Below are 25,708 nucleotides of genomic sequence, written 5' to 3' on the forward strand. Positions count from 1 at the left end.
ATTGCAGACACTGGAAATCCGGACTGGGCCGTAATCGCGTGGCCAGTACTCCCCGCGGAATTGCGTTCGGAGGAACGTCTGAAAACGGAGGTTTCCAGCTGTCACTGGTTTTTGTCAGCCAGCCCTATCTCCGCGCGACTAGCTTGTCTAGATGCGCGGGTATCTTCTGCCGGGAGAGAAGCTCGGGAGAGTTCGAAGTACGTGCCATCCACCGGATGTGATGTCGGTGGATGGCGATATGGTGTCGCCGTGACCCTCGCTGACGTGACACGTGAATCGGTTCTCAAGGCTATCGGCGAGTGCGACGAGCTGGGTCACGAACAGTTCCTCGCCAAGCACGGTTTCGCTCCTGCTCGTCTCTACAAGATCCAATACGAACAGCGGGAATACGATTCGAAAGCGATTGTCGGCGTCGCTCACGGCTACGCAACCGGGAAGGTTTTGGACGCAGCGCAGTTCTCCGGCGGCCAAGCGACGGTCGTGCGGGCTCTCGAGGCACTCGGATTCGCATTCGCCTCCACCCAGAAATCGAATGCCGCTCCGCGTCGGGCGTGGCTGGTCATGACGAAAACCGAATACCGGCGACTCGGCGGAGGGGAAAAGTACGACGATGACGCTGCCAGCCACTACAGCTGGGACAGTAACGTCGCCAACTCACGCCAAGTATCGCCCGGTGACGTCATCGTCGTCTGGGATCAAGTAGACCTCATCGGCGCATCCGTCATCGAACGAATCGACCACGGCGAGAAGAACAAACCCATCGGCCGCTGCCCGGAATGCGCCACCACCAACTATCTGGAACGGAAAACCATTCAGCCGCGGTTTCGTTGCTACGACTGCGGACATGAATTTCCGAACCCGACTTTCACCGACTCGACTGTCAAAACTTTCCGCACGACACACGACCAAGGTTGGGTCGAACTCGCCGGCGCACTCGATGCGAAGCAACTTCGAGCGTTGTGCGTGAAATCCTACTCGCAGAACAGCATTCGAGAACTTCGGTGGGACGACTTCGCAGCAGCGATCAAGGGTGCGACGCCGGGGGAGCCTCTGACGATCGTCGAGGTGACGAGCACACAACTTGCCGGCGGTCACACCACTTGCCCGGTGCGTGTTCGTCTCGGACAACCCGCTTTCCGCGCTGAACTACTCCGCCGCTACGGCGCGAACTGCGCTTTCACCGGGCCCTCGCCGGAAGTGGCGCTCGAAGCGTGCCACCTCTACAGCTACGCCGAAATCGGCGTCCACGACGACGAGGGAGGGTTACTGCTGCGCCGCGACCTGCATCGACTGTTCGACCATGGGCTCATCGCAGTGAATGAGCTCGGAACGGTCGACGTGGCTGAAGAAATCCGTAAGTACCCGCTCTACGATTCACTGCACGGGGCGTCTTTGACCGTTCCGATGACCAAGAAGCAGACGGTGTGGTTGCAGCGACACTGGCAGGAATGGCGAGCTTCTGCATAACCGGTGGGGGATCCCCGTGAAGAGGTCTATGCAATAGGTCTGATCGAACCGCATCTCACTCATATGGACGGCGCACTATGCCGGTGCTCCACCGTCGAGTTTCGCACACGCTGAGGAGTTGGCATCGCACGGCGGATAGGAGCGTCGACCGCGATGGGGCGGAATACAAGTCTTGGAGCTATTTTCTACCGGCGCTCCACTTCAATCCCCAGCGGTAGGCCTTCGAGACCTCGGATTGGGTTCCGTTGATGTAGCGCACTTCTCGGGTGACCGTCAGTTCGTTCTTCTCGTTCTTGAGCAGAGCGATGGCGCAGGAACGCGCGCGGTTGTTGTGAGAGTCCAATCGAACTTCCACTTCGGGACCGTGTGGCGGGTACAGGGTGACAACTCCGTCGGCTGACGACCAGTTCGGGGTCCCGTCGTAGATGTAGGCGAAGATCAGGATGCGCTTGAACTCGCTCAGGTGAGCGAGGTTGATGTGGAGGTTCTCGCCGCCGGCGGTGTTACCTGACCGGTCATCGCCGTCGAGCGCGATGTACGGCGGGTAGTTGAGGTTGCCGAATGACTTGCCGAGGGCCTGGATGACACCCTTGGACCCGTCCTTGAGTTGGTAGAGGCAGGCGAGATCGAGGTCGACTGCACCGCCGCCACCGAAGAGACCGCGACGTCCGCGGGTCCAGTTGAGATTGATCTGCATGGTTGCGCTCTGATCGCCTTTGGCGAGGGACACTGTAGGACTGGTTTTTGTCAGGGTGATTTTGCTGAGCTGGACGCGCTGTTGCGAAACGGGTGGTGCGGCAGGCGGCGGAGAAACAATCGCGGTCGACGCAGGCTTGGTGGGAGGAGTGGGAGGATGATGCGGCGCATCGTCCACCGCGACACCGTGTTCGGTAACAAGGCCTTTGAGGCCGCTGTCCCATCCGGCCGAGACGTTGCGGATCTTCCACTGATCGCCGCGCCGATAGATCTCGGCCAGGATTGCGGCACGTTCTGTACTCAGGCCCAGCGCTGGTGCCGAGACGTCGCCCAGTGTGGCGCCGAGGCCGCGAATGCCGGCAAGGGTGCCTGGGGCCGAGTCATCCATGCTCACTGCAAAGCGCAGTGTGTTGATGTTGGAGGGCACTCTGGTGACATCGATGGTGACCGTGCTTGAGCCGGTCAGTCGGACTGCCCTTTCGGGGGATGTCGGTTGATTGAAGAAGACGAAATCGTGGTCGTTTCGTACTTTTCCTGTCGCTGTCACCTGGAAGACCATGAGGTCGACCGTGCCGGGGGTGACGCCGGTGACGTTGACCGTGAGCTGCGGCGAGTTCAGTAGTGTGTTCTGGCCGCGAGTAAGTGAAGTCATATTCTCTCCTGGAGCGGTCGTCGCTTGTTTGGTCTGAATTGATGATGCTTTGGGTGCGCATGGGTGACTCGATGTTTCGCGCCGGTGGCTGCCGAAGGGGCTCGCCGAGGCTGCCGAAGGGGCTCGCCGAGGCTGCTAGCGGGGATCTGGATGATCTCCCGGGAACGGTCAGCTCGGTGCTACGTGCCACCGCTTCGGTTTGGTCCATGTTGCTTTGCAGAAACTTTCGAGGCACTTCCCGTCTTCGGGGTCATCGATGATGCGGAACATCCACGGCCCGTCGAACTGGTAGCCGTCCTTGACAGCATTCTTGACGGCCAGCCCGATATGGAAGATCAGCGCCTTGAGCTCACATGGGCCGGTGCCGACGCCGCCTCTCCACTCTGACCAGTCCAGATCAGGACGATGGCCGTGTTCGGTGGTCATTCCGTCCTCTTCGAACACCATCCGGATACCGTGGGACGGGCGGGCGTGGCCGGGCCGGACGGTGAAAGTCATACGGCGAGCGGTGTATTCGTTGATTTCGTCGGCAGGATCGAATCCGAGTTCCCACCAAGTATTTTCAGCTTCGATTCCGGTGTTGGTCAACGCGACGTCGAACATCTGCTCGAGATCGAGATGAAGTATCTCGAAACCCTCGGGAACGTTGTAGCGCGATTCCGTGTCGCCACGGTTGACGACGAACTCCTTCTTCACCGGGTACACGGTGAGCACGGCTGACTGAGCCGGTACTGCGCTGTGGATCCGAGGCACCGTACCCAACGGCCGACCCTGAGCGGATCCGCTCGTGTTCTTCTTCGTGTTCACCGGTACCGGGACTGTCTCGGCGGGGGCCTCGTCGACGGTGACGCCATGCTCGGTGACGAGCGCGGCCAATCCCGTATCCCAGCCGGCGGAGATGTTCCGGACTTTCCAGGCGCCGTTGCGGCGATAAATTTCCAGTAGCACCGCGGCGCGTTCAGTACTCAAACCCGATGCAGTGGCGACTATGTGCGTTCCCGAGGGATCGGTGAGGGTGACACCGAGTCTCGTGATCGTAGCGAGGCTCCCCGTCACAGAATCATCCAGTGAGACCGCAACACGAAGAAACTGCACCACCGCGGGCACCTGATGGAGGTTGATGTCGACTCGGTCACCGCTGAGCGCAACTGCGCCCTCAGAAGAGACAGGGGAGTTGAAGAAGATCAGGTCCTCGTCGGAGCGCACCTTCTCGTTCATTCCGAGCTGAAACACCAACAGATCCACTGTGCCGGCGGCGACCCCTGACGCAGTGACGGTGATCCTCTGGTGGGGGAGTGTCGTGTTTTCTCCGCGCGCGAGTGTCGCCATTGTTGTGGTGGCCGAATCCGTTTCGGCGCTACCTTTCAGGTGCTAGTGGGTTGGTCTCCCGCGCATCCGCGGGTGGAATTCGATGGTCTGCCGAGGTGTACCGCCACGGCGATGCACAGGCGGCCGGGCTACATGCTGGCTAGAGCCAGCTGGCAACGCCCCCGTGACCCGAGCAGGTACCTCGCCGGCTTTGGCTGAAACTGTAGGTTCCGTCACTACATTTCGCGGTGGCACCTGAGGGCGCTGAGGGTGCTTGCCGCGGGGAGGGAATGCAGTTGCCCGCGGTGTTGATGTATCCGCCGGCGCATTCGCCCCCACCGCCTCCGGAATTTCCGCCCCCGGTCGTGCCTCTCGACGGCGGCTGGGGTGGCGTGTACTCCGGTACTGCGGCGGGCGGCACGAAAGGAGCAATCGCTACCTCGGTCGGTGTCATCGGGGCGAGAGTTGGGGTCGGCACGAGTGTCGTCGTAAGCGGCGGCGGGGGAGGCGTTGTCGTTGTCAGGCTGGCCGGTGTTGCGGTCGGCGTGGTCGTCGTTGTTCGGGCTGCTGTAGTCGAAGAGCTGGTCGGTGCGGGAGCGGACGTCGACGTGGTGAGAATTCGGTCGGAAGTCGGGGCTGGTGAGGCGGGCGCCAGTGCGCCGCCGGTCAGCATCACACCGAACGCGACGAGACTGACAATGACGGCAGTTCGACGGTTCGGGATTCGAGCCCAACCGATGTGACCGCGTAGCAGCGCGATCACGCCGACGACAAGCGCGATCAAACCCACGAACACCAATAACGTGGCCACGATTTCTCCCAGAGTCAGCAATTCCAAAGCAATATTTTTGAAGATTCAACCATGGCGATTTGAGTGGAATGTGACCGACGTCCCTTTTTTTGGATAATGCTGGGCGGTTCGGGCTTGCAGCGACGGGGGGTGGGGTTGCGCACTGCGAGGGTTCGGCCACCGAAGCTGCGGTTGATCGCCTCTGCGTCGGAACCCGAAGCGTGCACGGCCCAATTGAACTCGGTGACGCCGTCGGCATGTCATGCTGATTTCCGGCGATCACGACAATTTGTCTCTAATTGCGTTGCGCGACAGCAGCTTACTGCTCATTGTGCTCAACGGTCGGTGAGGGTTGGAACGGTTCGGCACCATCATGTCTGCAGCCGTAAGACGAGTGCCTTCGAAGACATCGGCTGCGAGTTCCGCTGCTACACCGGCGTTGTCGCCGTCCACCTCTCACGACCACTACCGGGTATTCACAGAAAGGGAGACTGCAGCTGAACTTGCATCAGGCCGGCGCTGACTGCGCCCGACGAGATACACGGGGAGGGAGTGACCTGTAACTGTGCGGCACAATCACGCCGTCAACCGAGCCTCGCAATCTCATGCCTTGCGTGTCGGTGAATGTCGCTAGGGTAAGCACTCGTGACAACCGTCGAGGAAGTAATCATCAGGCAACGGGCCTTCGCGCAGGCACGTGACTGGGAACAGTTCCATTCGCCGAAAAACCTGTCCATGGCGTTAGGCGGTGAAGTCGGAGAACTATGTGTCGAGATCGAACCGCTTTTCCTCGAGACGCCTCCACCTCTCACCCCCGGGGGTCTCGAGAGCGTGCGCCATGAGATCGCCGACGTCGCCCTCTACCTGCTCCGCCTCTACGACGTGGTGCAGATCAACCCACCCGGCAGCTTCCCGCAGACAGTGGGACACGGTGCGCCGGTCGATAGTTCGGCCGCCGCTTCCCTCGGTCTCGCACGCGCGGTCTGCCGGCTCAGTGGGGCAGTGGGTCTGTTGCTCGAAGTCTTCCAATGGGAAGACGGCGCATCGCATGCCCTCCCGTCACGGATCGACAGAGCTGAATTGGGTAACCGGTTGGAGCGTGTCTGGACCGCCCTCAACACCGCCGCGGGTCTTCTCGGTATCGATGTCGCCGCCGCCGCGGTCGCCAAGATCGACGCCAACGAACAACGCTATCCAGTCGCGTCGAGCCGCGGATCGAGCCGCAAGTACACCGAACTGCCCGGGGCGGGCGAATGAGCACAAGCGTGCTAATCCAACCGTCCTTCGGTAACCCGCAGGCACGCAAGAACTACAGCAAGACACTCGCGCAACCGTTTCCATTCGACAACGGCGCGCTCCGTAGTGCGCTGACCGTCACGGAGTACGAGCACCTGCTCACTGCGCACCCGGAAGGGTCGGCACGGTTTTGGGCGACCCCGCGCAATCAGGACAAGATCATGTCGCGATTGAAGCACGGCGATGTTGTTCTGTTCACCGGACAAAATCATGTCAAGGCGATCGGAGAGGTCGGACTGAGCTTCCGCAATCCGGACGCAGGCAACGCGATGTGGCCGCCACAGGAGACACACGGTCCTTACCTGAATGTGTACTCGCTGATCAGCTTTCAAGAAACCGAAATCCCTTACACCGATCTCCGTAGGTTGACCGACGCCCCGAACTCCAAGGGCGGGGACAACTACATGGGCGCCCGGCTCTACGACAATGATCGGGCAGCGCGGATCCTCGACGGTCTGCTGATCGAGACGGCCACCGAATACGCCGCTACCGCTGAACTCGCAGCCGCCGGGATCCCCGATGCCCCGTTGTGGGACCAGGGCGCGATTGTCGGGGCGGAGGCCCACCACACGGACTCCGCCACCGGAACATCTCCAGCCCGCACATTCGTGGCCGATCGCGCGGAGGCGCGACTCGTCGTTGACTACAAGGGCTTCCTCCGTGCGAATGGTGATCGGCGTAGTCAGCAGCGCCTGAAATCGGTGGTGGGATTCTCCGATATCTATCTCCTCCCCGACGCCCCTGGCCGTGGTGCCGCGGAGATCGTGGAAGCCAAAAGCTCCGCCTCGCACAGCAAAGTACGGGAAGCGTTGGCGCAGCTCCTCGACTACGTCATCCACGCCACCATTGAAGTCGACGCACTGACAGCGCTGTTCGAAGGGGCACCGAGTGCACGCGACATCCACTGGCTCAGCAATTACGGGATCGGGTGCGCATTTCGCGACGGCCAGGGCGGGTTCGCGATGCTCACCCCGCCTGAATCCCGGGTGTCGGCGATGAAAGCGGTGTGGCAACCCACCGGCCCGGTCGGCGCTCTGTAGCCGTCGACACCGGATGTGCTTGGGTTGAATCGCACCGGCGACGATCGCTTCTGGCGCCTATGTAAGCTCGATATCAAAGATAAGCACCATTTGCTGATCCTGTCGGTACAGCGGTGTGGCAGGTGCGGTTGCGAAGAACATCGTCTCCGATGACCCTCACATTGATGGCATCCTGCTCGACGTCGCGAAAGACAAGGGGCACCTCGATCGCGCGGCCGCAGCACGCGCACGCCGGATCGAAACTCTGGAGGCGGTCAAGCTGAGGCTCATGCAGCCTCTTGGTTGGCTTTTTCGAACCGGGCAGTATTTCGAGGGGCAATTCCAAGAGGACATGGCGGCCCGTCTTGAGGAGATTCCACCAGAACAGATTACAACGCCCGCTACTTCGATTGCGGCTCCAATTCTCGAGGGGGATCAGCCACACGATTGATGAGCCCGACCTTCGAGAGTTGCACCTGAACCTCCTGGCTTCGGCATCTGACGAACGTCATCGAGAGTCGGCGCACCCGGCTCTGCGCATGTGATCGATCAGATGACGGCTTCGGAATCTCAAGCACTACAAGTGCTTCTATCGGATGCACTTCGCGGTTTCAACCATGTTCCTGCTATTCGGGTCAAGCTATCCGATGTCGGAACGGACACAGGATTTCGTGTGGAAATCCACTGTCTGACTTCAGCATTGATGGTGAGTGACGAGAGGGCCTCGCAGGCAGAGGCCTTGTATGAGCGGCTGGGCATTTACTACGACAACTGGCAGCGTATGGGCCTGATCGAAGTCACCTTCGTACGCTACCCGAGCTATCCAACCGCGTTCGACTGGGTCACGGATCATCCCGAATACCAGCGGATTGTTAGGGAAAAGTGAGGAGAAAGGGTTCAAGACGGATTCGTGAAGGGGTCGATTTGGTTTACTCGCTTCGGAACAGCATTTGCCAAGACGGTCCTTCCGCGCGCTTCCAGCGCCGCTATTGTGGTTGAGGACAATTCAGAGGGTGAGCCCGAGCGAACTGCATCGGAAACGTATTCGCAACGCGCTGACTGAGGCCCCTCACGCCGAGGCAGGAATAGCGCCCAATATTTGTTGCCGATAACTTAGATTTTGTCTTCGAACATTGCGGTTTTCATCTGATGAATCATGGGCGTTCGTGGCGGCCAGATAGTAGCTCTGATGCACAGCACCGAGTTTATGTTGTCGCAAAAGCTACTTCTGGTTGAGGAATCGCCGGCGGCCTCCTCACTCGACCGCTCCTTCTCGTTTAAGCAATTTGGCGACAGCGGCAGCAAGTTGATTTTCTAGGTCGCTCAGCACGACGTCACAAATAGCGAGGAAATTGGTCATGTTGTCGGGAAACGCGTAGCCCTCAAGGCCATCTTTTGCGTGTGTAATACTGACCGGCCAGTGCTTCTGTCGTAGCTGTCTTCAGCGCGCCGGCGCGTGCGCCAATCACGATGTCAGGCCAGTCGAGTGGGTTGTCGTCCGGATTTCGTAGCTTCTCGAGTTGATTCGAATGAAGCGCGGTCAAAATGCTGTCGCATCTTTGGCATATTCGGTCGCATTGGCGATCGTAGTACTCGCCTTTAGTACCTTCCTTTAGTTTCTCGAGGCTGGTCAGAGTCATGTTGCTTCTTCGTGCCATAGCAGGAGCTCCCGACTGAAAACCCTTCCTGCTGAAGATGATTCCTCGATCTGCGCCGACGTCCAACACAATTGCCGACAGCGTGGCGACCGTCGCTTTCGGTACAGGACGATCCCAAAATTTGCACTCGACGATCCAGAGGAATTCAACCCCCGCCCGGTAGCCACGTACTGTAACGTCAACCGAATGATTACCCCGCACACCGTCAATGCTGGCATCTGTTTCGGCGGACAGTCCTAGCTCTCGGTAGTACGTTGCGGTGGCTTCTTGGTAGTCTTTCCATGCGGGCGGCATGCGTCTCAGGTTATCCCCCGCCGCCACACACGCCCAGGGACTGACATGACTCTGTGTCAGGCCAGGGTCACGGAATTCATCAAAGCTGCTTACGTCGGACCACCGGTCGATGAACAACCCAACACGATGATCCCCGCTGAATCGCTGGTGATAATGGGTCTGGCTACTGGCATGCTCACAGTCGAGCCGGGAAATCGTCGCGGGAAACCTTAGCGGCGACCAACATGACCTCGCGACAGCATTTCCCCCGTTGGCGCGACACGGCTTCGCAAACCCAAATCGTTCACCCTGCTCAGGGATCGCGCGCCTCTGCTGCTGTTCGTGGGCGATTTCGACCCCGGCAAGTTTGCACTCGCGGAAAGCTTCGGATGCGACCTCGCCCCACAGATGGGTACCGAGTTCGAATGTGGCGACAGAAGCTCTCGACCCGCGGCTCGGGATACGTCCGGTGAAATGACTGCCCTGATCAGCTCGGCGTTCGAGGAAGGCGCGTCCGAGGCCAAACACGGCCGGATTTTCGAACGGTAAATGTACGGACACGCGCCGGATTCGACCTACTTCGGAAACGAATACTCCTCAGCGACTGACACTCTCAGGAATGATCACGGGAAATGGGCCAGAGATGTCGTTGACAAGGTTTGGCGCTCACGCTCGCGGTGTTCACGCCCGCCCGTGTGAGCTGGTTTTGGGCACTGCTGAGAACTATCGTGATGCCGGCCTCGATGTCAGTACAGTGACGGTCGCAAGGCTCGCGGAGGTCGGTCTCACAGTCGATGAAAGCTCTGCTCTGGGTTCGCGGCTTGCGTGTTGGTTGGTCACAGAACAGGCAGAGAAGCACACGAACGTACAAGCTGTCCGCTCTCGCCGATAGTCTCGGCGATATTGGTGAAGAACTGTCCCCATGTGTATCTACCCCATAGGGTTTGGGTATGGGTGTCACGAAGAGATTGTTGGCCGAGTTCGAAGAGCGCGGTTGGGAAAGCGTGGACCGAAGTGTCTGCGCGGAATGTCTGACAGACGAAGTGCTCCAGGTAGAGGTACGTGCTCAGTCGGGTGCGAACGAGTGCGACTTCTGCGACAGGGGCCTGCCTGCTGCGTCAATCGATGTGGTTCTTGCACTGATCAGCGACGGAATACACGCTGAATATGAAGACCCCATCGGAATCATGGGCTGGGATAGCGAGGAAGGCGGCTACGTCGGGGCGGGTACCTGCGAAATTGAAGACATTCTGTGGTCTCACGAAGTCTCAGACGATTCGGTTCTCATCCGAACACTGTCCGGAGCCTTCCGAAGTCAACAAAGGTGTCAGCGTAACCCCTACGCACCATCCCCGGAGCAGGCATTGTTGTGGGGATGGGAGCATTTTCGTGAGCATGTCATTACTCGCCGTCGTTTCACGTTCCTCCTCGAAACCCCTGCAGTGACTGAATCATTGGGGGCTGGGGAACATGGACCAGAGACGATGCCCGAGCATATTCGAACAGCGATAACCCATGGCGGGCTCGCTACCGTTCTTCCCGCCGGCACCAAACTGCACCGCGCCCGTGTCCATGACGCAACCATCCGTCCCACCCTTGCAACAGAGCTGGGCACGAGCCCCATCGAGTACGCACGAGCGAATCGAATGACCCCAGAAGGCATACCTGCGTTCTACGGCGCAAGCACCGCCGCCGGCGCGGAAGCCGAAGTTGGCTACGCCTCAACCGGTCTCATCACGCTCGGCACTTTCGAGACGTCTCAGGACCTTCCGATCATCGACCTTACAGACGTGGGTCCACCTCCGTCACTGTTCGATGGCAGTCGACGGCATTTACGTGCATCGTTTATGTTCCTGCGTGCATTCATTGATGATGTCAGTCGCCCTATCAAAGATGGCGACGAGCATCGTCAATACATCCCCACGCAAATCATCACCGAGTACCTACGCTATGAGTATTCTCATCCGGCCGGGCAGGTCATGGGAATCCGTTGGTGTTCAGCGAAAGACACGTCGGTGGTCAACACTGCTCTGTTCATCGAAAACTCAAGTTGCGTCGAGCAGGCTCATGGATGGAATACGGGCCCTGGTCCCACACTTGGCTTAGTGCCAGGAAGCGTCAGCCCGAAGGCCCTTCCGGTTCCGACTGCGCCAATCGCTGCCACGGGGTGATCCGCGGGTGAAACCTTCCTTCCAGGCGTCGCGGGAATTGATCGGACTGTCCGGGCCATGGTCAGCTCAGTCTTCGACTGTGCTCCGCTTGGGCGGACGTCTTGAGCTTCGCACTCGAACAATGCCTGAAGACGTGGGGCGGTCCGTCGCGAGCAACCCGAACTGCTTCGTCAGCCTAAGGCCGTGACACCGCTGTCATTTGCATATCGTTTGCGGCTAGGCTCCGGGATCGATTGATCGTGCAATTTCCCAAATTAAGCTGATGACTATGGACCCAGATTAGGCGAAGCGGCACCGGGCGTGTATCACTTAGACCCTAGTCTCACTAAGGTGGGCATGTAGGGCCGGAGCACATTAGGTGCGGCGATTCACTATCGCGCCGGTCCACCAGGGAGAGATCGTGGGTTCGAGTCCCCGGCCCGCTACTATGGCGAGCTCGTTCAATTGGCAGGACACTCCCTCTCTTCAACTGACCTGGATCGTCGGTTACGTACGGTCCCATCCAGTTGAGGTCGGGCTTGTCAGGTGGGTTACGTTCAGTTCTATTCGCGTGCCGCCGCTAAGCTTTGCCACCACGGTCCGTTGGCGTTCGGCTAGATGGCTGATGACGGTGAGCGCGGTCCAGTTCGCTCGCTCCGGAACAGCGTCGGCTGCCGGTCCGTACCAGTTGCCCAGGAACTCTAGCGTCAGGTCTACGAGGGCCCGTCCGGCGTGGACGTCCAGCATGTCGGTGGTAATCGTGTATTGGCCGTCGTGCAATGCGGTGTTGCGTAGCGCATACAGCCAGTCGAGGCTCATCTCGAACCGGCCTGCGATGGTTTTGATTCGCTCGGCAAGGGATTCAGGGGCGGCCAGCAGCGCAATCCAAGTCCGCAACCGCGCGCCAGTTTCCCCGCGGAGATTTTCACCTAGGTAAATAACGGCGGTACTGGCTGCGCTAAGTTTCGGTTCCGCGTCCGCGGGATTTGCGAGCACGTCGAGCCAGCGATTGGGGTCATGCAACCTTCCGTCGCCGCCGACTTGAGCCCAATCATTCACCGTCGTGCGGTGGGCTTCGACTCTGAGCGCCTCGTTAAGTGCGGCGCGCTTAACGAGTATGGCAGCCTGGGCCTTCGCTCTCTTGGTTTCTAGCGTTGCTCTTCGGTCGTCGGCGGTTGCATCCGCAGTCTCCAGCTGGCGGGAGGTGCGTTCCGCCGCGTGGAGGGCGTGGCGTGCGGCTCTCGTCGTGGCCGTAACGGAGGTGGCCATCTGCTGGTACAGATCAATAGCCTCTTGGCGGGTCGCTTGCAGACTAAGCGCCCGGGCCAAATCGCCTGTACTGGTGGATTTCACCTCCAGTGCTTCCAATGCCGCCCAGCACAACCCTGCGGCCGTCATTGGGGCCTCTGTGACCCGGGCGATATGCGCCGTGCGAAGGCTTTCGCGCAGCGGGGTCGGCCAGCTAGGGGTCAGGGGCTCGGTCGGGCCCGACCCTAGACCGGGCACCGCGAGCCGCAGTGTCCGCCCGGAGCCTAGATCGTGGGCGAGGGTCTCCGGCCGCAGCCGAATTTCCGCAATCCGTTGCCCTGCTACATATTGGTCGAGTAACTCTGATGTCTGGCGTCGGCCCAGGAACGCGGCACCGCCCAAGTCGCAAGCGCGGACCGTGAAGGTCAGCAGCACGTGGCCACCTGCTTGGTTGCCTGACCAATCGCGGCGCGCGGCGGACGCGGCTTCCGCGACGGCGGCGAGAGCCTTCAGCTCCGGCGTGCCGTTGCCCCAACCGGTCACCAGTTGACCAGCGGTGAAACACTCTGGTGCCGCCGTCTGAGGCAATAGTTCTGCCACCTTTTCGAGCCGTGAGGCACCTTCGACGACGACAGCCACCCGGAAGCTCCGTTCCATAGGTAGCAGAACTTCCAACAACCGTTGGGCATCAATCGGTCCCGAGGCCAGGGCGGCACGTACATCGTCGGACAGCTGGGGGTGCCAGCGACCCAGTAAAAGACAAAGTGTGGCAAGCTCCATTGCGAGCCATTCCACAGTGTGCTCAACCGTCCCCGTCCGCCAGGCTCCAATGAACCGACCAGTGATCGCGGTTCGTACATCGATCACGCGGGCTGCTAGATCCGCGGAAAATGCTCGGCAGGCCGCTACGTCCTCCAAGCCAGATTTGCCGCCCACCGTGATATTTCGCAGAGTGCTGATAGCGGCGTCGAATTCGCCTGATGGAAAATCCGGCAGCCTCGATTCGAGTATTTTTGTTGCCGCAGAAACCAGACGCAACGTCGGCGCTGTGAACGGTTGCGGGGTCACTCGGCCTGGCCGCGCCCGGGACTGCAGCGCGGATTGTGCCTGGGCAATCGCGGCGACCGCAGTCTGCGTGCCGACGACGTGTCGGGTGAGCACTGCCTCTGGGGCACAAGCCGTTAGCACGGTCTCGAGCAGGAGTCTCTGATCATCGTTGAGACGGCTTACGTCGCACAGTCGGATCCAATCAGCATGGTCCCGCGCTTTTGACATGTCCGGAACTCTAGAGGCGCACCGGTTGGTCGGATGAGACTGGGGGCTTTATTCTCAGGAACCTGTCCGGATTTGCGTCGAGTTCGCGAACATTCGGCTCTCAAGTTGTACGTACTGCGGACGGAGTGGGGTAGAGCCTTGGTGGATTCGCTCGGAGTGGCATGACCAGGTTGTCGGATGTGTCGATGGACCGTCCTAGAGGATTCATCCGACAGGGGTAACAGCTTGGTTCGTCTGAGCTAGTGCGAGGGTGCTATTAGTGTCGCCGTTTGGTATAAGCGACTACGGGTGAATGGGGCTGATGTGAAAAGAATAGTGTCCCAGATGAAACCAAGCGCTGGCGTCCATGTGCGTCAAGTGTTTAATTGATCCGTGGCGGACTGTTTGTAGACAGCGAAGATTTCGGGAAGTCATCCTAAGAGGATTTCGCGTAATTGCGATGCGTCGACGACGCACTCATCGCCGTCGACGGCGCGGCCGCAGTCGGAATGACGACAGGTCTGCATCACGACACCCACTCCACCATCGCCCAGCTCGACACCTTGCTCATATGATTTTCCCCACCACGATGCTTCTAGGTAGGTCCTGGGAGGGATTCCACATCGAAACGGAGCTTGATCCGTATGACAGTCTCACTGGTTTTTATGCAGCATGTCGAGAAGAAGGTCGTTGGGGCCGCGGTAGTACAGCTTATTGAGGAGTCGTCTGGGCTGCGTCGCGCGTATAGGGCGCCCTTCCGGTCGGGATTGATTTCGACGCGAGCCTCGCCTAAATAGGTGAAGCCGGTCGACCACAGTTCGACGACACCTGGGCCAAGGTCCGTGACCCGCAACGGCGCTTCAGGATCGGGTAACGCTTCATCCCATTGGACATCCTCGACCTCGTACGTTCGAAATTCCCAGGGGAAGGCGCGTGATGCGCGTGTGTGATTTATGAATTGCAGCCAAGCTCTGCGGGATTCGGGTGTCGGCCAGGATGGATCGGTCATCAGAGAGATGGGTAGATCTCGGATCCAACGCCGCATTCTGGCGCTCGAATTGAAGGTTGACTCGACGCTTTCGACGGCTTTGATTGCAGCGGATCGGTAGTCGAATCCCGATCGGATGATTATTGCAGCCTGCGGGTTGAGTGCCCCGGTCTCAACTGCGGCCGTAGCTGTGCCGGCGAGCAGTGCTGTGAAGGGATTGAACTGTGCTTTCTCGTAGACTCTTGCGGCTTCCATCCCCCCATACCAGTCGATAGGTGAGGTCCGATTCGATGAACTGAACGATGTCGTCTCGATTGCCGCCCAGTCCCTCCAACGGACGACCACTCAACCAGTGAGCCAAGACTGACCGCCACTTGACCGATGTTTCGGGTGCGAATTGTTTGGTCTCGGGTGTGAATGTGTCGATAGTGAACAGCAACTCGGCGATTCGAGTGATCAGATCGACTGCAACATTGGAGTCGTCCGCTGCGATGGCGGCTTCGGCGTCAACTGTCATGGCGATGATGTCGGGTGCGACCGCGGCCAGGGCGGATCCGGCGCGTGCTCCCACGCCAGCTAGGTACCAGCCGCGGCGTTGGCTTGGAGTGGAGTTGTTCCAGATGTATTGGGCACGGCTGGTGACGACAGCACGTAGTGCCAAGACCGAGTTATTTTGCTGGTAGCGCGCAAGTTGTCGTTCCCACTGGGAGTTTCGCAGTATGTCGAGGAGTAGTTGAGTGACTTGGTCCGGGTCGGCTTCATCATCTCCGATGATGCTGAGAATGCTGGCGTCGAGTAGCAACAGATTGGACTGCCAGGACTTTCTGGCATCTTGAGTCGCTTCGGCGCTCTCGCGTTCCCGTTCGGGGAATGACCAGTCGGGTCCGCCGGTCAAGTAGTCGAGGAAGCTCTCCACGCGATTAGTGCCAGATGCGAGCATCACACGCTGGATCAGTTCCACGCCCACCGATATCAGACCGGATCGCAAATCCTTGCCCTCTTCGCCTGTCGTGAGTCGCTTCCAATCGTCAAGGCCTCGTTTGTCTTTAAGCGTGTCGCCCGAGGGGAATTGGGGGTAGAGCACCGGGCCCTCTGTATCGACGAATGCGCGGCCGGCGCGTCCGATGACATTGGAAAATTGCGCTCCGGTGAGGAGTTCTTTACCACTACGAAGTCCGTGGAAGAGTACGACGGAGGCGGACAGATTCAGGCCTTGTGCAAGTGTCGGGGATGCCACGGTGACTTTGATGGCGCCGTCGTGCAGGAGGCGTTCGATTTCTTTTCTGAAGGGGCCTGGCAGTGTGCCGTGGTGAATCGCGACTCCGAGGTATAGGCATTTGAGGATGGGGTGGTCCACTCCGAACCATTCGGTGCCCACTGCGCGGGCGTCGGCGAGATCGGCGCCGGGGGAGAGGATCGAGCAAGAGGGCCGGTTCTTTCGTTCGAACGTGCACCTGAGCCAGATCTATCGCGCGTTGGCTCGGATGGTCGACTCTGGATGGGTCAGTTACGCCGTTGTCGCGAACGACGGCCGGCCGGATGCGAAGATCTACCAGCTCACACCGGTGGGGGAAGAGGAGTTGCGTAGCTGGATCACCAGTCCGTGCACACCGCCGAGCCGCTTTCAGGACCCGGAATTCAAAGCGCGTTTCCTGCTCGGTGGCCCGTTCGGCAAGGATGCGTTGATCGATCTGGTTGCCACCGAACTCGAGGCGCGGTGAATTCAGGCCCGCGAGGATCGAACGCGGAGTCGGGATCTCGGACTGCTGGCACCCATCGACGGCGTCGACGAATCATTGGTGAACCGGCTCACTCAACTCGCACACGAACACGGCACCAGTGCCATCGATCAGTGGATCGTATGGCTCGAGCGTGTGCTCTCGGAATTGACCGTCGACGCGGACGTGACCGCGGCAGTGTCCTTGAGTGAGGGAAGACCCGAATGAAAGCCGGCATGGGTATCCTCAAGGCCCTCTTCCGGCGCTTACCGGGCCTCTAGGAGGCGCCGGAGTTCGTGCTCCAGCTTCACCAGGCTGGCTGATCCTCGGGTCGTTCCTCAGCTGCTACGCGGGGAGCGTGCCGTGTATGTCTGCGTGACAGAGAACTGATACACCGGTCGGTGCAACGTCATGGGCCAGAGCTGAAGGGTGATCGCGCCTTTCAGTGACTCATTGCCGAATGTGTGCCGAATCGGCAGGTACTTTGAGTGTTTGTCTTTAGCGATATTCTGTGGCCACGAACTCGAATTACACATGGCCGCTTAACTTGTCGATGATTTTCGAATCGCCGCTTTGCGCCCGTGGAGCACGGTGTGAGCGGGTCAGGTTGACCAGCTCGGTGTCAGTTACAGGTGGTCACCGCCCGCGAGCACCAAAGTTCGCAGATCGAGCGATTCGTCGCCCCCCTGCCCCGGCCGTAATGAATCTGGGGTCGCTCAGTGACCGTGCAGCAGCCCGCAAATCGGCGTCCGACCCACCGCCGGATGCGTCGTCGTGAACTGCCCACCCGATGCCGACGCGACCCCGATGATCCCGTAACAACCGTTTTCCGTCCGATATGCGGCTCGGAAGGTCTGAGCTCACAAGACCTCCCACCCCAATACCTATTCGAAAAGAGCCCTTCATGTGCGACCCCCGAACTGAAATCACCCGATCTGCTCTACAGCCCGCGATAGCACCGACACAGACGAACTGCCGAGTAGACCGACAAGGAACCCAATCGTGACCGGGCGCATTACCGGCAGTGAGGCGCCCCCCGTCGGTGTCGTAGGCGAGCCGCACTCGGTGGAGCGCTCGACAACCCACGTGCTCCGCGCTCCGGTCTCGCGGGGTCTGATCGCGGCACTCGGCGGAACGTACCTGGGTACGTGGATCGCACTACTGCCGGTGATTCAGCTGACGCTTGCCCTTCGAGTTCGGACGCTGGAGTGTGCAGATTCGCGGTTGCGACGACTTCCGGTTCGGTGATGGGGTCCTGTTCCTTCGGGTCCAAACCACGATATCGAGAAAGCTGACGTTTACGGTCCAGGTGCCGGTGCCGGTGCCGGGGCCGGGTCGGAAGACTGGCCGAGGCTGGGGCCATACGAGACGGCTAAGGACACGATCTCTGTCCCGGAGAGAATGACGCGCTTCCATTTCTCAGGCATGTCTGTGATGAGTGCACTGCCGGCCGCTTTCGTCGCGAGCGGATGGCTCAGAACAATGTCCCGATCTGCAACTTCATGATCTGGGGAGTAGTGCGCCACTTGACCGAACCATGTCGTGCCGTCTTTGAGTTTGGCACGCACGTGCACAGAGGAAGTCGTTGTGGGCCGGTCGTCGCGGAGCACTTTGCGCCAGGACGACGTGTACGAGATCGATGCATCATCGCCTCGATGAACAGCTTTGACGGCGATGGTGGCCGCGCCCATCGACACGGTCAAACCAAGTGTGACCGCCCATGCAACAGCGACCAAGTGATCCCCGACGTACCCGAGACCTCCGTCGATCATGCCCGCCGGGTCGGGAAACGGATGCATGCCCCAACACCGCGCGGCGATACCGCCGACAGCAAGCAACGTGAGTAACGCCACGAGACTGCACACCGTCGAGACCAACGCGATGCGACTGATCTCGGTGAAAGTCGACTCGCGCCGCCGGATCTCCTTTTTGGCGCTCAGCAGGTCATACCACAGCCCCGGCGCGACGAACACGAAGAACGCGAGGATCGTGAAACCTGTATTCGGTGTCACGGTCAGTCTGCGACGTCGCCCCACTTCGTCGCGGAGTTCGATGCAGTTTCCTGTTGTTGGGCCACTTCGACGGCCTGTGCAACGGGGAGGGAATCGATAGACTTCTCATAATACCCAGCAGATCCCAGAACACTCTTCGGCTCTGAGTGGCTTTCCTGTTCCGACATGTGTGCAGTCCGATCTTGTTCGTCCACCGACTTCAGCTCGACAGTTACCATAAATTAGTACCAGGTCGCCGTCATGAACGGTTTTCGAGTGGCCGCCCGACTCGATCTTCCAAATATTTTCTTCAGATCGACCAGTGCCCAGTCGAGAACCATTGGCGGGTGTCGGGTAATTATCTTCGCCCTGAATTCGAGATCGGGGAATGAATGCTCTCCGCTCGGCTACCATCTTTCAGACAATTCGACCTGCGGACAGGTGGACTATTTGATGGCTAGCGAGTGGGTCGCACCCGCATTCACCCTTGGTGGTGTCCTCGTAGGTAGTGCGGGCACCGTTTGGGGTAACTGGCTTACAGCGAGGCGTTCGTCTTCCGACAAGAAGGCTGAGTTGGATTTCAAGCTACTCGACGCAACGCGAGTTTCGGTATTGGAAAGCATCCAGAAGTACGTCATCACCTGCGATGCATGGATCGACTTGATCGCCGAATACCACGACAGACTAGATCAGGTAGGCCGAAGTTATCAGGACCGGAACAGTCACGACGACATGGTCAAGGATGCCCGCGAACACCCTGACGGAGAATGGGATTTCGTTGAACTCGATGCGCGGGCCAATACCTTGGACTCGCAATTTCAGGCTGCTTGTCGTGACCTCAGAATAAGCGGCGGGTCCCTGTCCGAGAAATTTGTCGAGCTCAAAGCGGTGTCGACGATCTGTGAAATTACGGCACCGTCCGACATCGCCGTGACGATCGAAGAGTTCACCAAGCTGGCGCGCACAGTAGAAGACAAGATTCAGAAGGATCTCTCCTGGGAGGACGTCAAGAAGGATGTCGACCAGATAAGTGTGTCGAAATTTGCCGCAGCCCGCTCGGCGATCACCCTCCAGTCGCGAGCCTGGAGTCATCCGAAGCAAAAGAAGTAGACCGCCCCATACCGCGCGCTCGGACGGATCCCGACCTCGGTAGCGGTAGTGACCGCAACCGGCGCGACGGTCCGATCGGGATGCCTGTCGGATCGTTGACCTCGGTGTCCTCGGATCCACCGTTGGTCGCGTTCTTCGCACTCGCCTCCTCCGCCACCTTCTCGCAGCTGCACACGGCGGACCAGTTCTGCATCAACGTCCTCGCCGAGACACAGGGAGACGTGTGCTTCGGTTTCGCATCGCGTAACGGGGCAAAATTCGAGATCGGGCAGTGGGAACGCTGCTGCCCGGAATCCCCACGCATTCACGGCGCGACCGCCTGGATCGAATGCACCCGCGAATCGGTCTTCGAAGCCGGAGACCATCTGGGCATGATGGGGCGCGTCCACCACGTCGAATACAGTGACAATCGCCCCCTGGTATTCCACCGAGGAAACTCTCCCGCCTGCACCCCGGCGCCGCCCGGGACCTCTGCAGCACCCGCCTGGACTGGTGGGCGCTGTGACCGGCGTTCGCCCCGGCGACATCCGCCACAACATCCACAACCTGCTCGGAACCTACGCAGAGAACGCCGACGAACGCGACGCCGACGCGGTCGCCGACGCGGTCGCCGACGCGGTCGCCGACGCGGTCGCCGAACTGTTCGCCCACGCATCGGTCACCTTCACCGGCACCACCCTGCTCGGCCGCCACAACATCAACGCCCACTACAAAGCCCTGTTCGCCGCCGCACCACGCAGCCGGCACCTGCTGACCAACATCATCATCGACGTCACCGACGCGGAGCAGGCAGCCGCCCGCTGCCGCTACTCCCGCTGGTCCATCGACACCGACGCAACCCTCCTCGCCATCGGCGACTACCACGCCACTTTCCGCCGCTGCCAAAACAATTGGCGATTCTCTTCATTTGCAGTCACACGCGCCTGGCAGACCAAATCCTGACGCTGTCACGGTTGTGTATTTCGACATATGAACTCAATTGCCATACAGCCCAAGCATTTTCGGTAAATTGTTCACGTGCGATGTATCAGTCCTGGTTGCATCGGTAGTGCCAACGGACGCCCAGCCCGGGTGGTATGACATGCCCATTGGTTGCCTACCTTGGTGTGTAGCTCGCACGGAGTGGTCGCCTGCTCGACCCTTTTTGTCGGTAATGTTTCAGGTCGCCGGGTAGACCAAACCTAATGGACTGTTTTAGGGTGGAGATGCAGGGTTGAACACAGAGCCCGGCACGGAAAGTGGGTCCCCGTGCTGTGTGCTCAACACGGGGACGTCTCACCTCGTGGAGTCCCTGCCCGGCATCGGCCGGTGGGGGCTCCACTGAGAACGTACGCCGTATTGCTGTATCTGCGGGTTACGGAAATGTTTTCCTTCGTCGGTGACCGACTTTGCGTGATACTGCCAGGGGGTAGCGCAGGACGTGCGGGATGCCGCTCCCGTGCGGGGATCTCGATACTCGTAACCACCTGTGCAGCCGCCGTTGTCATGCCACTGAGCAGCGACGACATGAAGTCACGATGGTGGCGGGGAGGTGTTGGTGCCGTGTGCAGTTTTCAGTCGACTCTAAGCTTCAGGTCTGTCATTCTCTGTCATGATCGGGACAAAAGTCCAGGTCAAACTGTGTCTATGAGATCGGAGTTTTCGATGGGTCTGACAGAACGCTGCCCGAAGGACGGGGCGGGACTGAACTCTAATGGCACATGTCTGAACGCCCCGGGGTGTGACTACCAGCTGTCGGCGGAGACGATTGTCGACCGTGAGGACAGGCGTAACGCTTGGGGTGGGCGCGGCTGATTCGGTGGTGGTCGACGGAGGAAACCCTCAACCGAGCTTCGGGTTGAGGGATTTCTCTGCCGCGTAATCGCTTGTCGGGGGGCTTGTTTGGGATTTGGCATGCGGCTATGGCGCGTCCCCCGGGCCATCGAGGGTGTGGGGAAGTGCCGGCGGATGAGAGTCGGTGGGGTCGCCGCGGTGGTCTGATTGTGGGCATGTTTTCGGTTCAACGAGTATGTCCGTGAGGGTTTTTCATTTACTTAGCGTGTGAAGAACGTGGTCAAGGGCTTTCAGGGGCTTCCATCTGGGATCGGGGTACTAGCTCCATGCTCTGCGACGACCTCTTGTGAGATCTCTTCCACTCGTGCCCACAAGGTCGGGAGGTCGATCGCATCTCCTGCTACGGTTTCGGTCCATCCGTCCTCCATTGCGAGGTAGGGCGGCAACGAGATGTCTGTACGAAGCCAGCGAAGGGTCAACTGCTCGACCAAGTAGGCATCAGCACCCACCGCGAATCTTCGTGCCTTGTACAGATTCCACCCCTTCTTCTTCCACACCTGCACACGGTTGGATTGCAGACCGCCGATTCCGACTTTGTGGACACCTCGCAGAGGATCGGTGATGAGATAGACCTCTGCCGGCAAGGCTGGTTTGAAGCCGCTCACCGCGCAATGAGGGCAGATAGCTGATCCCACACTCATCACGCTATGAAATGTCGGGTTCACGATTTGCTGGCACGTGGTGTGGCGGGCTTTCCATTTGGTGTTGCTGCCTGGGTAGGGTTCGAGCGGCTCGAGTCCGACTGTGAGCATCAATTCGGCGCACTCGACGGCATCGCGGCGACGTAGAAGCCCGGCGCTGCGTGCTGTGCAGACGCGGCACCCACTCTGTGCCGAGCGGACCGTGTTGAGGTTGGGACTGACGAGTGAGTCGCAGGTCAGGCACCGACAACGCCACGGGCGGGAGCTGCCGGGATAAGGGTCCAACGGCTCGAGCCCGACTTCGCGCATGGAAGCAACTGCCTCGGGAGCGGTGACGGCGCGTTTCGCACAGTACTTACAGCCTGGAATTCCGGACTTCACGTCATTCCAGCGTTTGGTGGTCTCCCGATTGCATTTGAGGCACCTGACCTTCCATGGTGTCTGGCACCCGGGATATGCCTCCAGCGGATCTAGGTCGTGTTGGCGGAGGGTAGCGACTGCTTCGGCCTGGTCGATTATGTGTCCGGAACAACGATTGCAGCCGCCGTTGCCCTGGTCGACGTTGTTGTACCGCGGTGTGACCTCGGCGCCACAAGTGAGGCATCGGCAAAGCCAGGGCGATTTTGTTCCAGGGTATGGAACCAGGGGTTCCAGTCGAGCCGCACGCATCACCAGTACCGCCAATTCGGGGTGCACAGCTTTCCCTGCGCAATATGCACATGGCCCACCTTTGGACACTTGACTCAACCGAGGTTCGATTTCCAAGCCACATCGTGTGCACTGGCACCGCCAGCGAGCCCCCGCTCCGGGATACGGATCCAACGGTTCCGCACCCGCTGCTCGCATTCTTGATTCGGCGTCGGCGTCCGATATTCGAGATGGCACGATGGAGAATCTATCCGATAAGTTCTGGTCAAAGGGTGGTGGGAGTCGTCATCTTCGTTTGATCGGAATAGCCGAAAAATTCGAAGAATTCCCATCAACGGTTTTGACGACGGTCACAATGCGTAGCCAAACACGGAGGAATGCCCGCAGGCAGGAGGCCGAGTAGGCGGTGGGCATGATGACCGGCGGAATCGAGGGTGACCGGCGAAGCAGACTCGACGCCAGCTCACCGCTTCGCTGCGCGCACTCGACGAGGATAAGGGCCGGGACGCGGACGGCGACTGCACCAAAGTTACCTGCAAACTGAGCTTGACGGTGTTTCAACCGCACTTCCAGTTGCGCGTCGCTCACCCGCGTGGCTTGAACTGGGTGGATACCTGCCCCGAGGGCTGGTCCTTACGGTCCGCCGGGAGGAGGAACGACCGTGTAGGTGATCGTGTCTGGTGCTTTAGTCTCATCGAGGATCGTGCGGAGAGCTTCGGCGGCGCCGGTGGCTAATGTTCTTGCAGCGCTGGGTGTTCGACCTTGGGCGGTCACGACGAACCCTTGCGTGTCCGCTGCGGCGATCGTCAGATCCGACTCGTAGTCAGAGGCATTGCCGCTGAGGTCCTGTGCGACGCGTTCGGAAGGTAGAGGCACATCGTTGGGGGTATTTGACTCCGGTGGGAGAGGAAGGCGTGCATTGGTCAGTTGTACTTCTCTGACGACCTGACACGGCAATTCAGGTGACAATCATCAATCGGGCGTCGCCTTAATGCAACAAGCTGCCCTCGACTGTGGGGCGTGGGAAACCCTGTCGGTGCCGTAGCGTCTCGACCGATACGTTGAGCTCTCGCCGGAAGCCCGTGGTCAGCTGATCTGACGGATTAGCCAGGCAGGGATACTCAAAACGGGGTTGGTCTCCCAGACATTGAGGATCCCATCATCGCCCCAGTACGTGTATGCCGCTACGGCCGTAGCGGGGGGATCCGAGACAAATGCCAGGGCTACCTTTGAGCCTTTGTAGTTGAAATCGAACCGCGTACTCGTTGAGGTCTTGGTGATAGCAACATGTACGTGTGGACTCACGCCCTCGATGTCGAGATCAATGGTTTGCTCTTTAAACCAATCCGTCGGCAGAAAGATTCCTGGAACGAGTTTCATCGCTCGGTCCAAGTCTCGGGTGGCGTCGTCGAAGGTAGCGAACGAGGTCCTTCTGTCACGAACGATCTCCGCCGAGTCGGTGGATTCAACCTCGATTACAGCGCCGTTCTCCAGTCTGAACATCAGAGCACATTCAATCTCCAGACCAACTTTTCGGACGGAGTCGATGTACGGGTCACCGCCGTGGACGAGACGGTTGATGGTGGCCTCGGCCGTCGCAACGAAATGGGCAGTGGCGTAGACCAATGTCATCGAATCGTCAGCAGACTCGGTGCCGCTTAGGTCGACATCGACCTCCGACAAGCCAACAAAGGCAGTGATCTCGGTTAGGCCCGCGCCATATACCCGTGCGTCATAGTTCTGATTATCGGAATCAGTTGAGAACCAATCGCCAACCCCAGAAGCGGCGGCCTTGATAGCGCTCGTCAGTACAGTGTCTTCGACCTCGTCCTCGCCGTGATCCCACTCCGGCTCGGGGACTTCGGAGATGAGGTACTTCAACAGGACATCGGTTGCGCTGCGGGTAGCTGGCCTGCGCGTGGAGAGTGTTTTAGCGAGCTGTCCTGTCTTTCGAGTCAGAGGCTTTGCCCATCCCAACGTGTTGCAAGCGGCGGGGATGTCACCGTCCTCGGTTACGAAGAGGAGTCGCTCAGCGCCGCCAGCCTTGGCGACGACGTCTCGAAGCCACGCAGAGTCACTGGCCCCAGTTTTGACACCTTCCTTTTTACGCCCAGGCGCCTGTTGCAACACTTGATCTCGCAAGCCTGCGATCGCGCTCTCTCCGCTGAGCGATACAACCTTCAGATGTTTGATGGAGCTGATGTTGTCAATTACCTGGGTTACTGCCTCGGTCTTCGATGAATAGTCAGGTAGCTCTGCGGGTGCCAGGCCAGCGGCTGTCAGGGACGTGTTTAGGGTTTTGACGAGGCTGGCTTGCGCCTCCCAATCCGAGGCAGCATGCTCTGCGAGTTCCCAAACAACGAGTTCAGGAATCCATGCTTCGAGCTTGCTTCTATGGATCCGTTCTGCGGCATGTTTCAAAACCTGCAAGTTCGGACGGCCCTTGCCGAAAGCGTTGGTGTCGAAAACAACTGCGACAAGGTCTTCTTCTTGCTGGGCGCTCAAACGAAGCGGGTCCAGGTTGCCAGCCGGCACTGATTTGGTCATTGCCTAATCATTCACTACTGGGGCGCTGAAAATGAGCGGGTGTGAACCATCGCCGAGTCGTATCCCCACAGCTACGACCGGAACAATGACTTTTGACTCGGCGATGGACCCAGTCGGCAAGAAACCCGGCACGGTTCAGTTGCGGACTTTGGTGACTGGTGATGTCTACTCTCACTGTCAAAATCGATCTCGAAGTGATCGTGAGGGCGCTGACGGCAAACTGTCGGTGAGATGGTTCGCGGCTTGCCCGAGTGCACGCCATCGGCTGTAGGGGGTGTCTCCAGATCTACTGGGCCATCTGGACGCGGAACGGAGTGCAGCACATCGAACTCACCCGGTTCGGTCCGAATATCAGCGGCCGCGAAATCATCGGCAACCTGCGTCCAGTCGGCGAGCCGGTTGAGATCTATCGGCATCATAT

The 25,708-nt window shown here is 59.5% G+C and carries 20 protein-coding genes and 2 pseudogenes; 13 read left to right on the forward strand and 9 right to left on the reverse strand.

Features of this window, described 5'->3' with window-relative positions:
• Nucleotides 1-249: 249 nt before the first annotated feature.
• On the forward strand, nt 250-1,467 hold the full coding sequence (locus ACVZUB_RS32645; RefSeq protein WP_482628657.1) for a ScoMcrA-related endonuclease: 1,218 nt from the start codon (nt 250-252) through the stop codon (nt 1,465-1,467).
• A gap of 178 nt (nt 1,468-1,645) precedes the next feature.
• Here the strand turns inward: ACVZUB_RS32645 and ACVZUB_RS32650 are convergent, their stop codons facing one another.
• The 3 genes from ACVZUB_RS32650 to ACVZUB_RS32660 form a co-directional block, all read right to left on the reverse strand.
• The gene (locus ACVZUB_RS32650; RefSeq protein ID WP_482628658.1) at nt 1,646-2,815 is read right to left on the reverse strand and encodes a TerD family protein; all 1,170 of its coding nucleotides are present in this window, start codon (nt 2,813-2,815) and stop codon (nt 1,646-1,648) included.
• 168 nt (nt 2,816-2,983) lie between these two features.
• On the reverse strand, nt 2,984-4,144 hold the full coding sequence (locus tag ACVZUB_RS32655) for a TerD family protein (protein ID WP_482628659.1): 1,161 nt from the start codon (nt 4,142-4,144) through the stop codon (nt 2,984-2,986).
• Nucleotides 4,145-4,283: 139 nt separating this feature from the next.
• Entirely contained in the window at nt 4,284-4,436 is a 153-nt protein-coding gene (locus tag ACVZUB_RS32660; RefSeq protein ID WP_257216779.1) for a DUF3761 domain-containing protein, read from the reverse strand.
• Between ACVZUB_RS32660 and ACVZUB_RS32665 the strand changes: the two genes are divergently transcribed.
• The 5 genes and pseudogenes from ACVZUB_RS32665 (at nt 4,414) to ACVZUB_RS32685 (ending at nt 8,114) form a co-directional block, all read left to right on the forward strand.
• Nucleotides 4,414-4,866, forward strand: coding sequence for a hypothetical protein (locus ACVZUB_RS32665; RefSeq protein ID WP_482628969.1), 453 nt, complete (start codon nt 4,414-4,416; stop codon nt 4,864-4,866). The two genes, ACVZUB_RS32660 and ACVZUB_RS32665, sit on opposite strands and share 23 nt — an antisense overlap.
• 692 nt (nt 4,867-5,558) lie before the next feature.
• Nucleotides 5,559-6,170, forward strand: a complete 612-nt coding sequence (locus tag ACVZUB_RS32670; protein WP_482628660.1) for a nucleotide pyrophosphohydrolase — start codon at nt 5,559-5,561, stop codon at nt 6,168-6,170.
• Nucleotides 6,171-6,178: 8 nt separating this feature from the next.
• Nucleotides 6,179-7,249: a hypothetical protein gene (locus ACVZUB_RS32675; RefSeq protein WP_482628661.1), complete on the forward strand. Its 1,071-nt coding sequence runs from the start codon at nt 6,179-6,181 to the stop codon at nt 7,247-7,249.
• A gap of 115 nt (nt 7,250-7,364) precedes the next feature.
• Nucleotides 7,365-7,679 carry a hypothetical protein gene (locus ACVZUB_RS32680; RefSeq protein ID WP_482628662.1) on the forward strand — a complete coding sequence of 105 codons (315 nt, stop codon included), beginning with the start codon at nt 7,365-7,367 and terminating at the stop codon, nt 7,677-7,679.
• Nucleotides 7,639-8,114, forward strand: a pseudogene (locus ACVZUB_RS32685) (Abi-alpha family protein). The gene ACVZUB_RS32680 and the pseudogene ACVZUB_RS32685 overlap by 41 nt, the downstream one beginning before the upstream one ends.
• A gap of 496 nt (nt 8,115-8,610) precedes the next feature.
• Here the strand turns inward: ACVZUB_RS32685 and ACVZUB_RS32690 are convergent.
• Nucleotides 8,611-9,720 (reverse strand): restriction endonuclease, encoded by a 1,110-nt coding sequence (locus ACVZUB_RS32690; protein ID WP_482628663.1) that lies wholly within the window; start codon nt 9,718-9,720, stop codon nt 8,611-8,613.
• A 389-nt stretch (nt 9,721-10,109) separates the two neighbouring features.
• Between ACVZUB_RS32690 and ACVZUB_RS32695 the strand changes: the two genes are divergently transcribed.
• Entirely contained in the window at nt 10,110-11,330 is a 1,221-nt protein-coding gene (locus ACVZUB_RS32695; RefSeq protein WP_482628664.1) for a HEPN-associated N-terminal domain-containing protein, read from the forward strand.
• A gap of 486 nt (nt 11,331-11,816) precedes the next feature.
• Here the strand turns inward: ACVZUB_RS32695 and ACVZUB_RS32700 are convergent, their stop codons facing one another.
• Nucleotides 11,817-13,832 carry a hypothetical protein gene (locus ACVZUB_RS32700; RefSeq protein ID WP_482628665.1) on the reverse strand — a complete coding sequence of 672 codons (2,016 nt, stop codon included), beginning with the start codon at nt 13,830-13,832 and terminating at the stop codon, nt 11,817-11,819.
• A gap of 1,139 nt (nt 13,833-14,971) precedes the next feature.
• A complete protein-coding gene (locus tag ACVZUB_RS32705; RefSeq protein ID WP_482628666.1) occupies nt 14,972-16,177 on the reverse strand; it encodes a helicase-related protein in 1,206 nt (401 codons plus the stop codon).
• On the opposite strand from ACVZUB_RS32705, the gene ACVZUB_RS32710 reads away from it, so the two are divergent.
• From ACVZUB_RS32710 to ACVZUB_RS32720, 3 genes are all read left to right on the forward strand, one after another.
• Nucleotides 16,143-16,520 carry a PadR family transcriptional regulator gene (locus ACVZUB_RS32710; RefSeq protein WP_482628667.1) on the forward strand — a complete coding sequence of 126 codons (378 nt, stop codon included), beginning with the start codon at nt 16,143-16,145 and terminating at the stop codon, nt 16,518-16,520. The genes ACVZUB_RS32705 and ACVZUB_RS32710 overlap by 35 nt on opposite strands.
• Nucleotides 16,521-16,598: 78 nt before the next feature.
• Entirely contained in the window at nt 16,599-16,745 is a 147-nt protein-coding gene (locus tag ACVZUB_RS32715; RefSeq protein WP_482628668.1) for a hypothetical protein, read from the forward strand.
• 774 nt (nt 16,746-17,519) lie between these two features.
• Nucleotides 17,520-17,765 (forward strand): hypothetical protein, encoded by a 246-nt coding sequence (locus ACVZUB_RS32720; protein WP_482628669.1) that lies wholly within the window; start codon nt 17,520-17,522, stop codon nt 17,763-17,765.
• A gap of 50 nt (nt 17,766-17,815) precedes the next feature.
• On the opposite strand, the gene ACVZUB_RS32725 is transcribed toward ACVZUB_RS32720, so the two are convergent.
• Nucleotides 17,816-18,529 carry a DUF6338 family protein gene (locus ACVZUB_RS32725; protein ID WP_482628670.1) on the reverse strand — a complete coding sequence of 238 codons (714 nt, stop codon included), beginning with the start codon at nt 18,527-18,529 and terminating at the stop codon, nt 17,816-17,818.
• A 240-nt stretch (nt 18,530-18,769) separates the two neighbouring features.
• On the opposite strand from ACVZUB_RS32725, the gene ACVZUB_RS32730 reads away from it, so the two are divergent.
• The 3 genes and pseudogenes from ACVZUB_RS32730 to ACVZUB_RS32740 all read left to right on the forward strand — a co-directional run bounded on the left by ACVZUB_RS32730 (nt 18,770) and on the right by ACVZUB_RS32740 (nt 20,560).
• Nucleotides 18,770-19,618: a hypothetical protein gene (locus tag ACVZUB_RS32730; RefSeq protein WP_482628671.1), complete on the forward strand. Its 849-nt coding sequence runs from the start codon at nt 18,770-18,772 to the stop codon at nt 19,616-19,618.
• Nucleotides 19,619-19,692: 74 nt separating this feature from the next.
• Nucleotides 19,693-20,043, forward strand: a pseudogene (locus ACVZUB_RS32735) (flavin reductase family protein); the annotation flags it as partial.
• A 76-nt stretch (nt 20,044-20,119) separates the two neighbouring features.
• The gene (locus ACVZUB_RS32740; protein WP_482628672.1) at nt 20,120-20,560 is read left to right on the forward strand and encodes a nuclear transport factor 2 family protein; all 441 of its coding nucleotides are present in this window, start codon (nt 20,120-20,122) and stop codon (nt 20,558-20,560) included.
• Nucleotides 20,561-21,681: 1,121 nt separating this feature from the next.
• On the opposite strand, the gene ACVZUB_RS32745 is transcribed toward ACVZUB_RS32740, so the two are convergent.
• Both ACVZUB_RS32745 and ACVZUB_RS32750 read right to left on the reverse strand, forming a co-directional pair.
• Nucleotides 21,682-22,056, reverse strand: a complete 375-nt coding sequence (locus tag ACVZUB_RS32745; protein WP_482628673.1) for a hypothetical protein — start codon at nt 22,054-22,056, stop codon at nt 21,682-21,684.
• Nucleotides 22,057-23,826: 1,770 nt separating this feature from the next.
• Complete coding sequence (locus ACVZUB_RS32750; RefSeq protein WP_482628674.1) at nt 23,827-25,287, reverse strand: hypothetical protein; 1,461 nt, start codon at nt 25,285-25,287, stop codon at nt 23,827-23,829.
• Between the last annotated feature and the right edge of the window lie 421 nt (nt 25,288-25,708).

The organism is Rhodococcus sp. OS5, assembly GCF_056837585.1.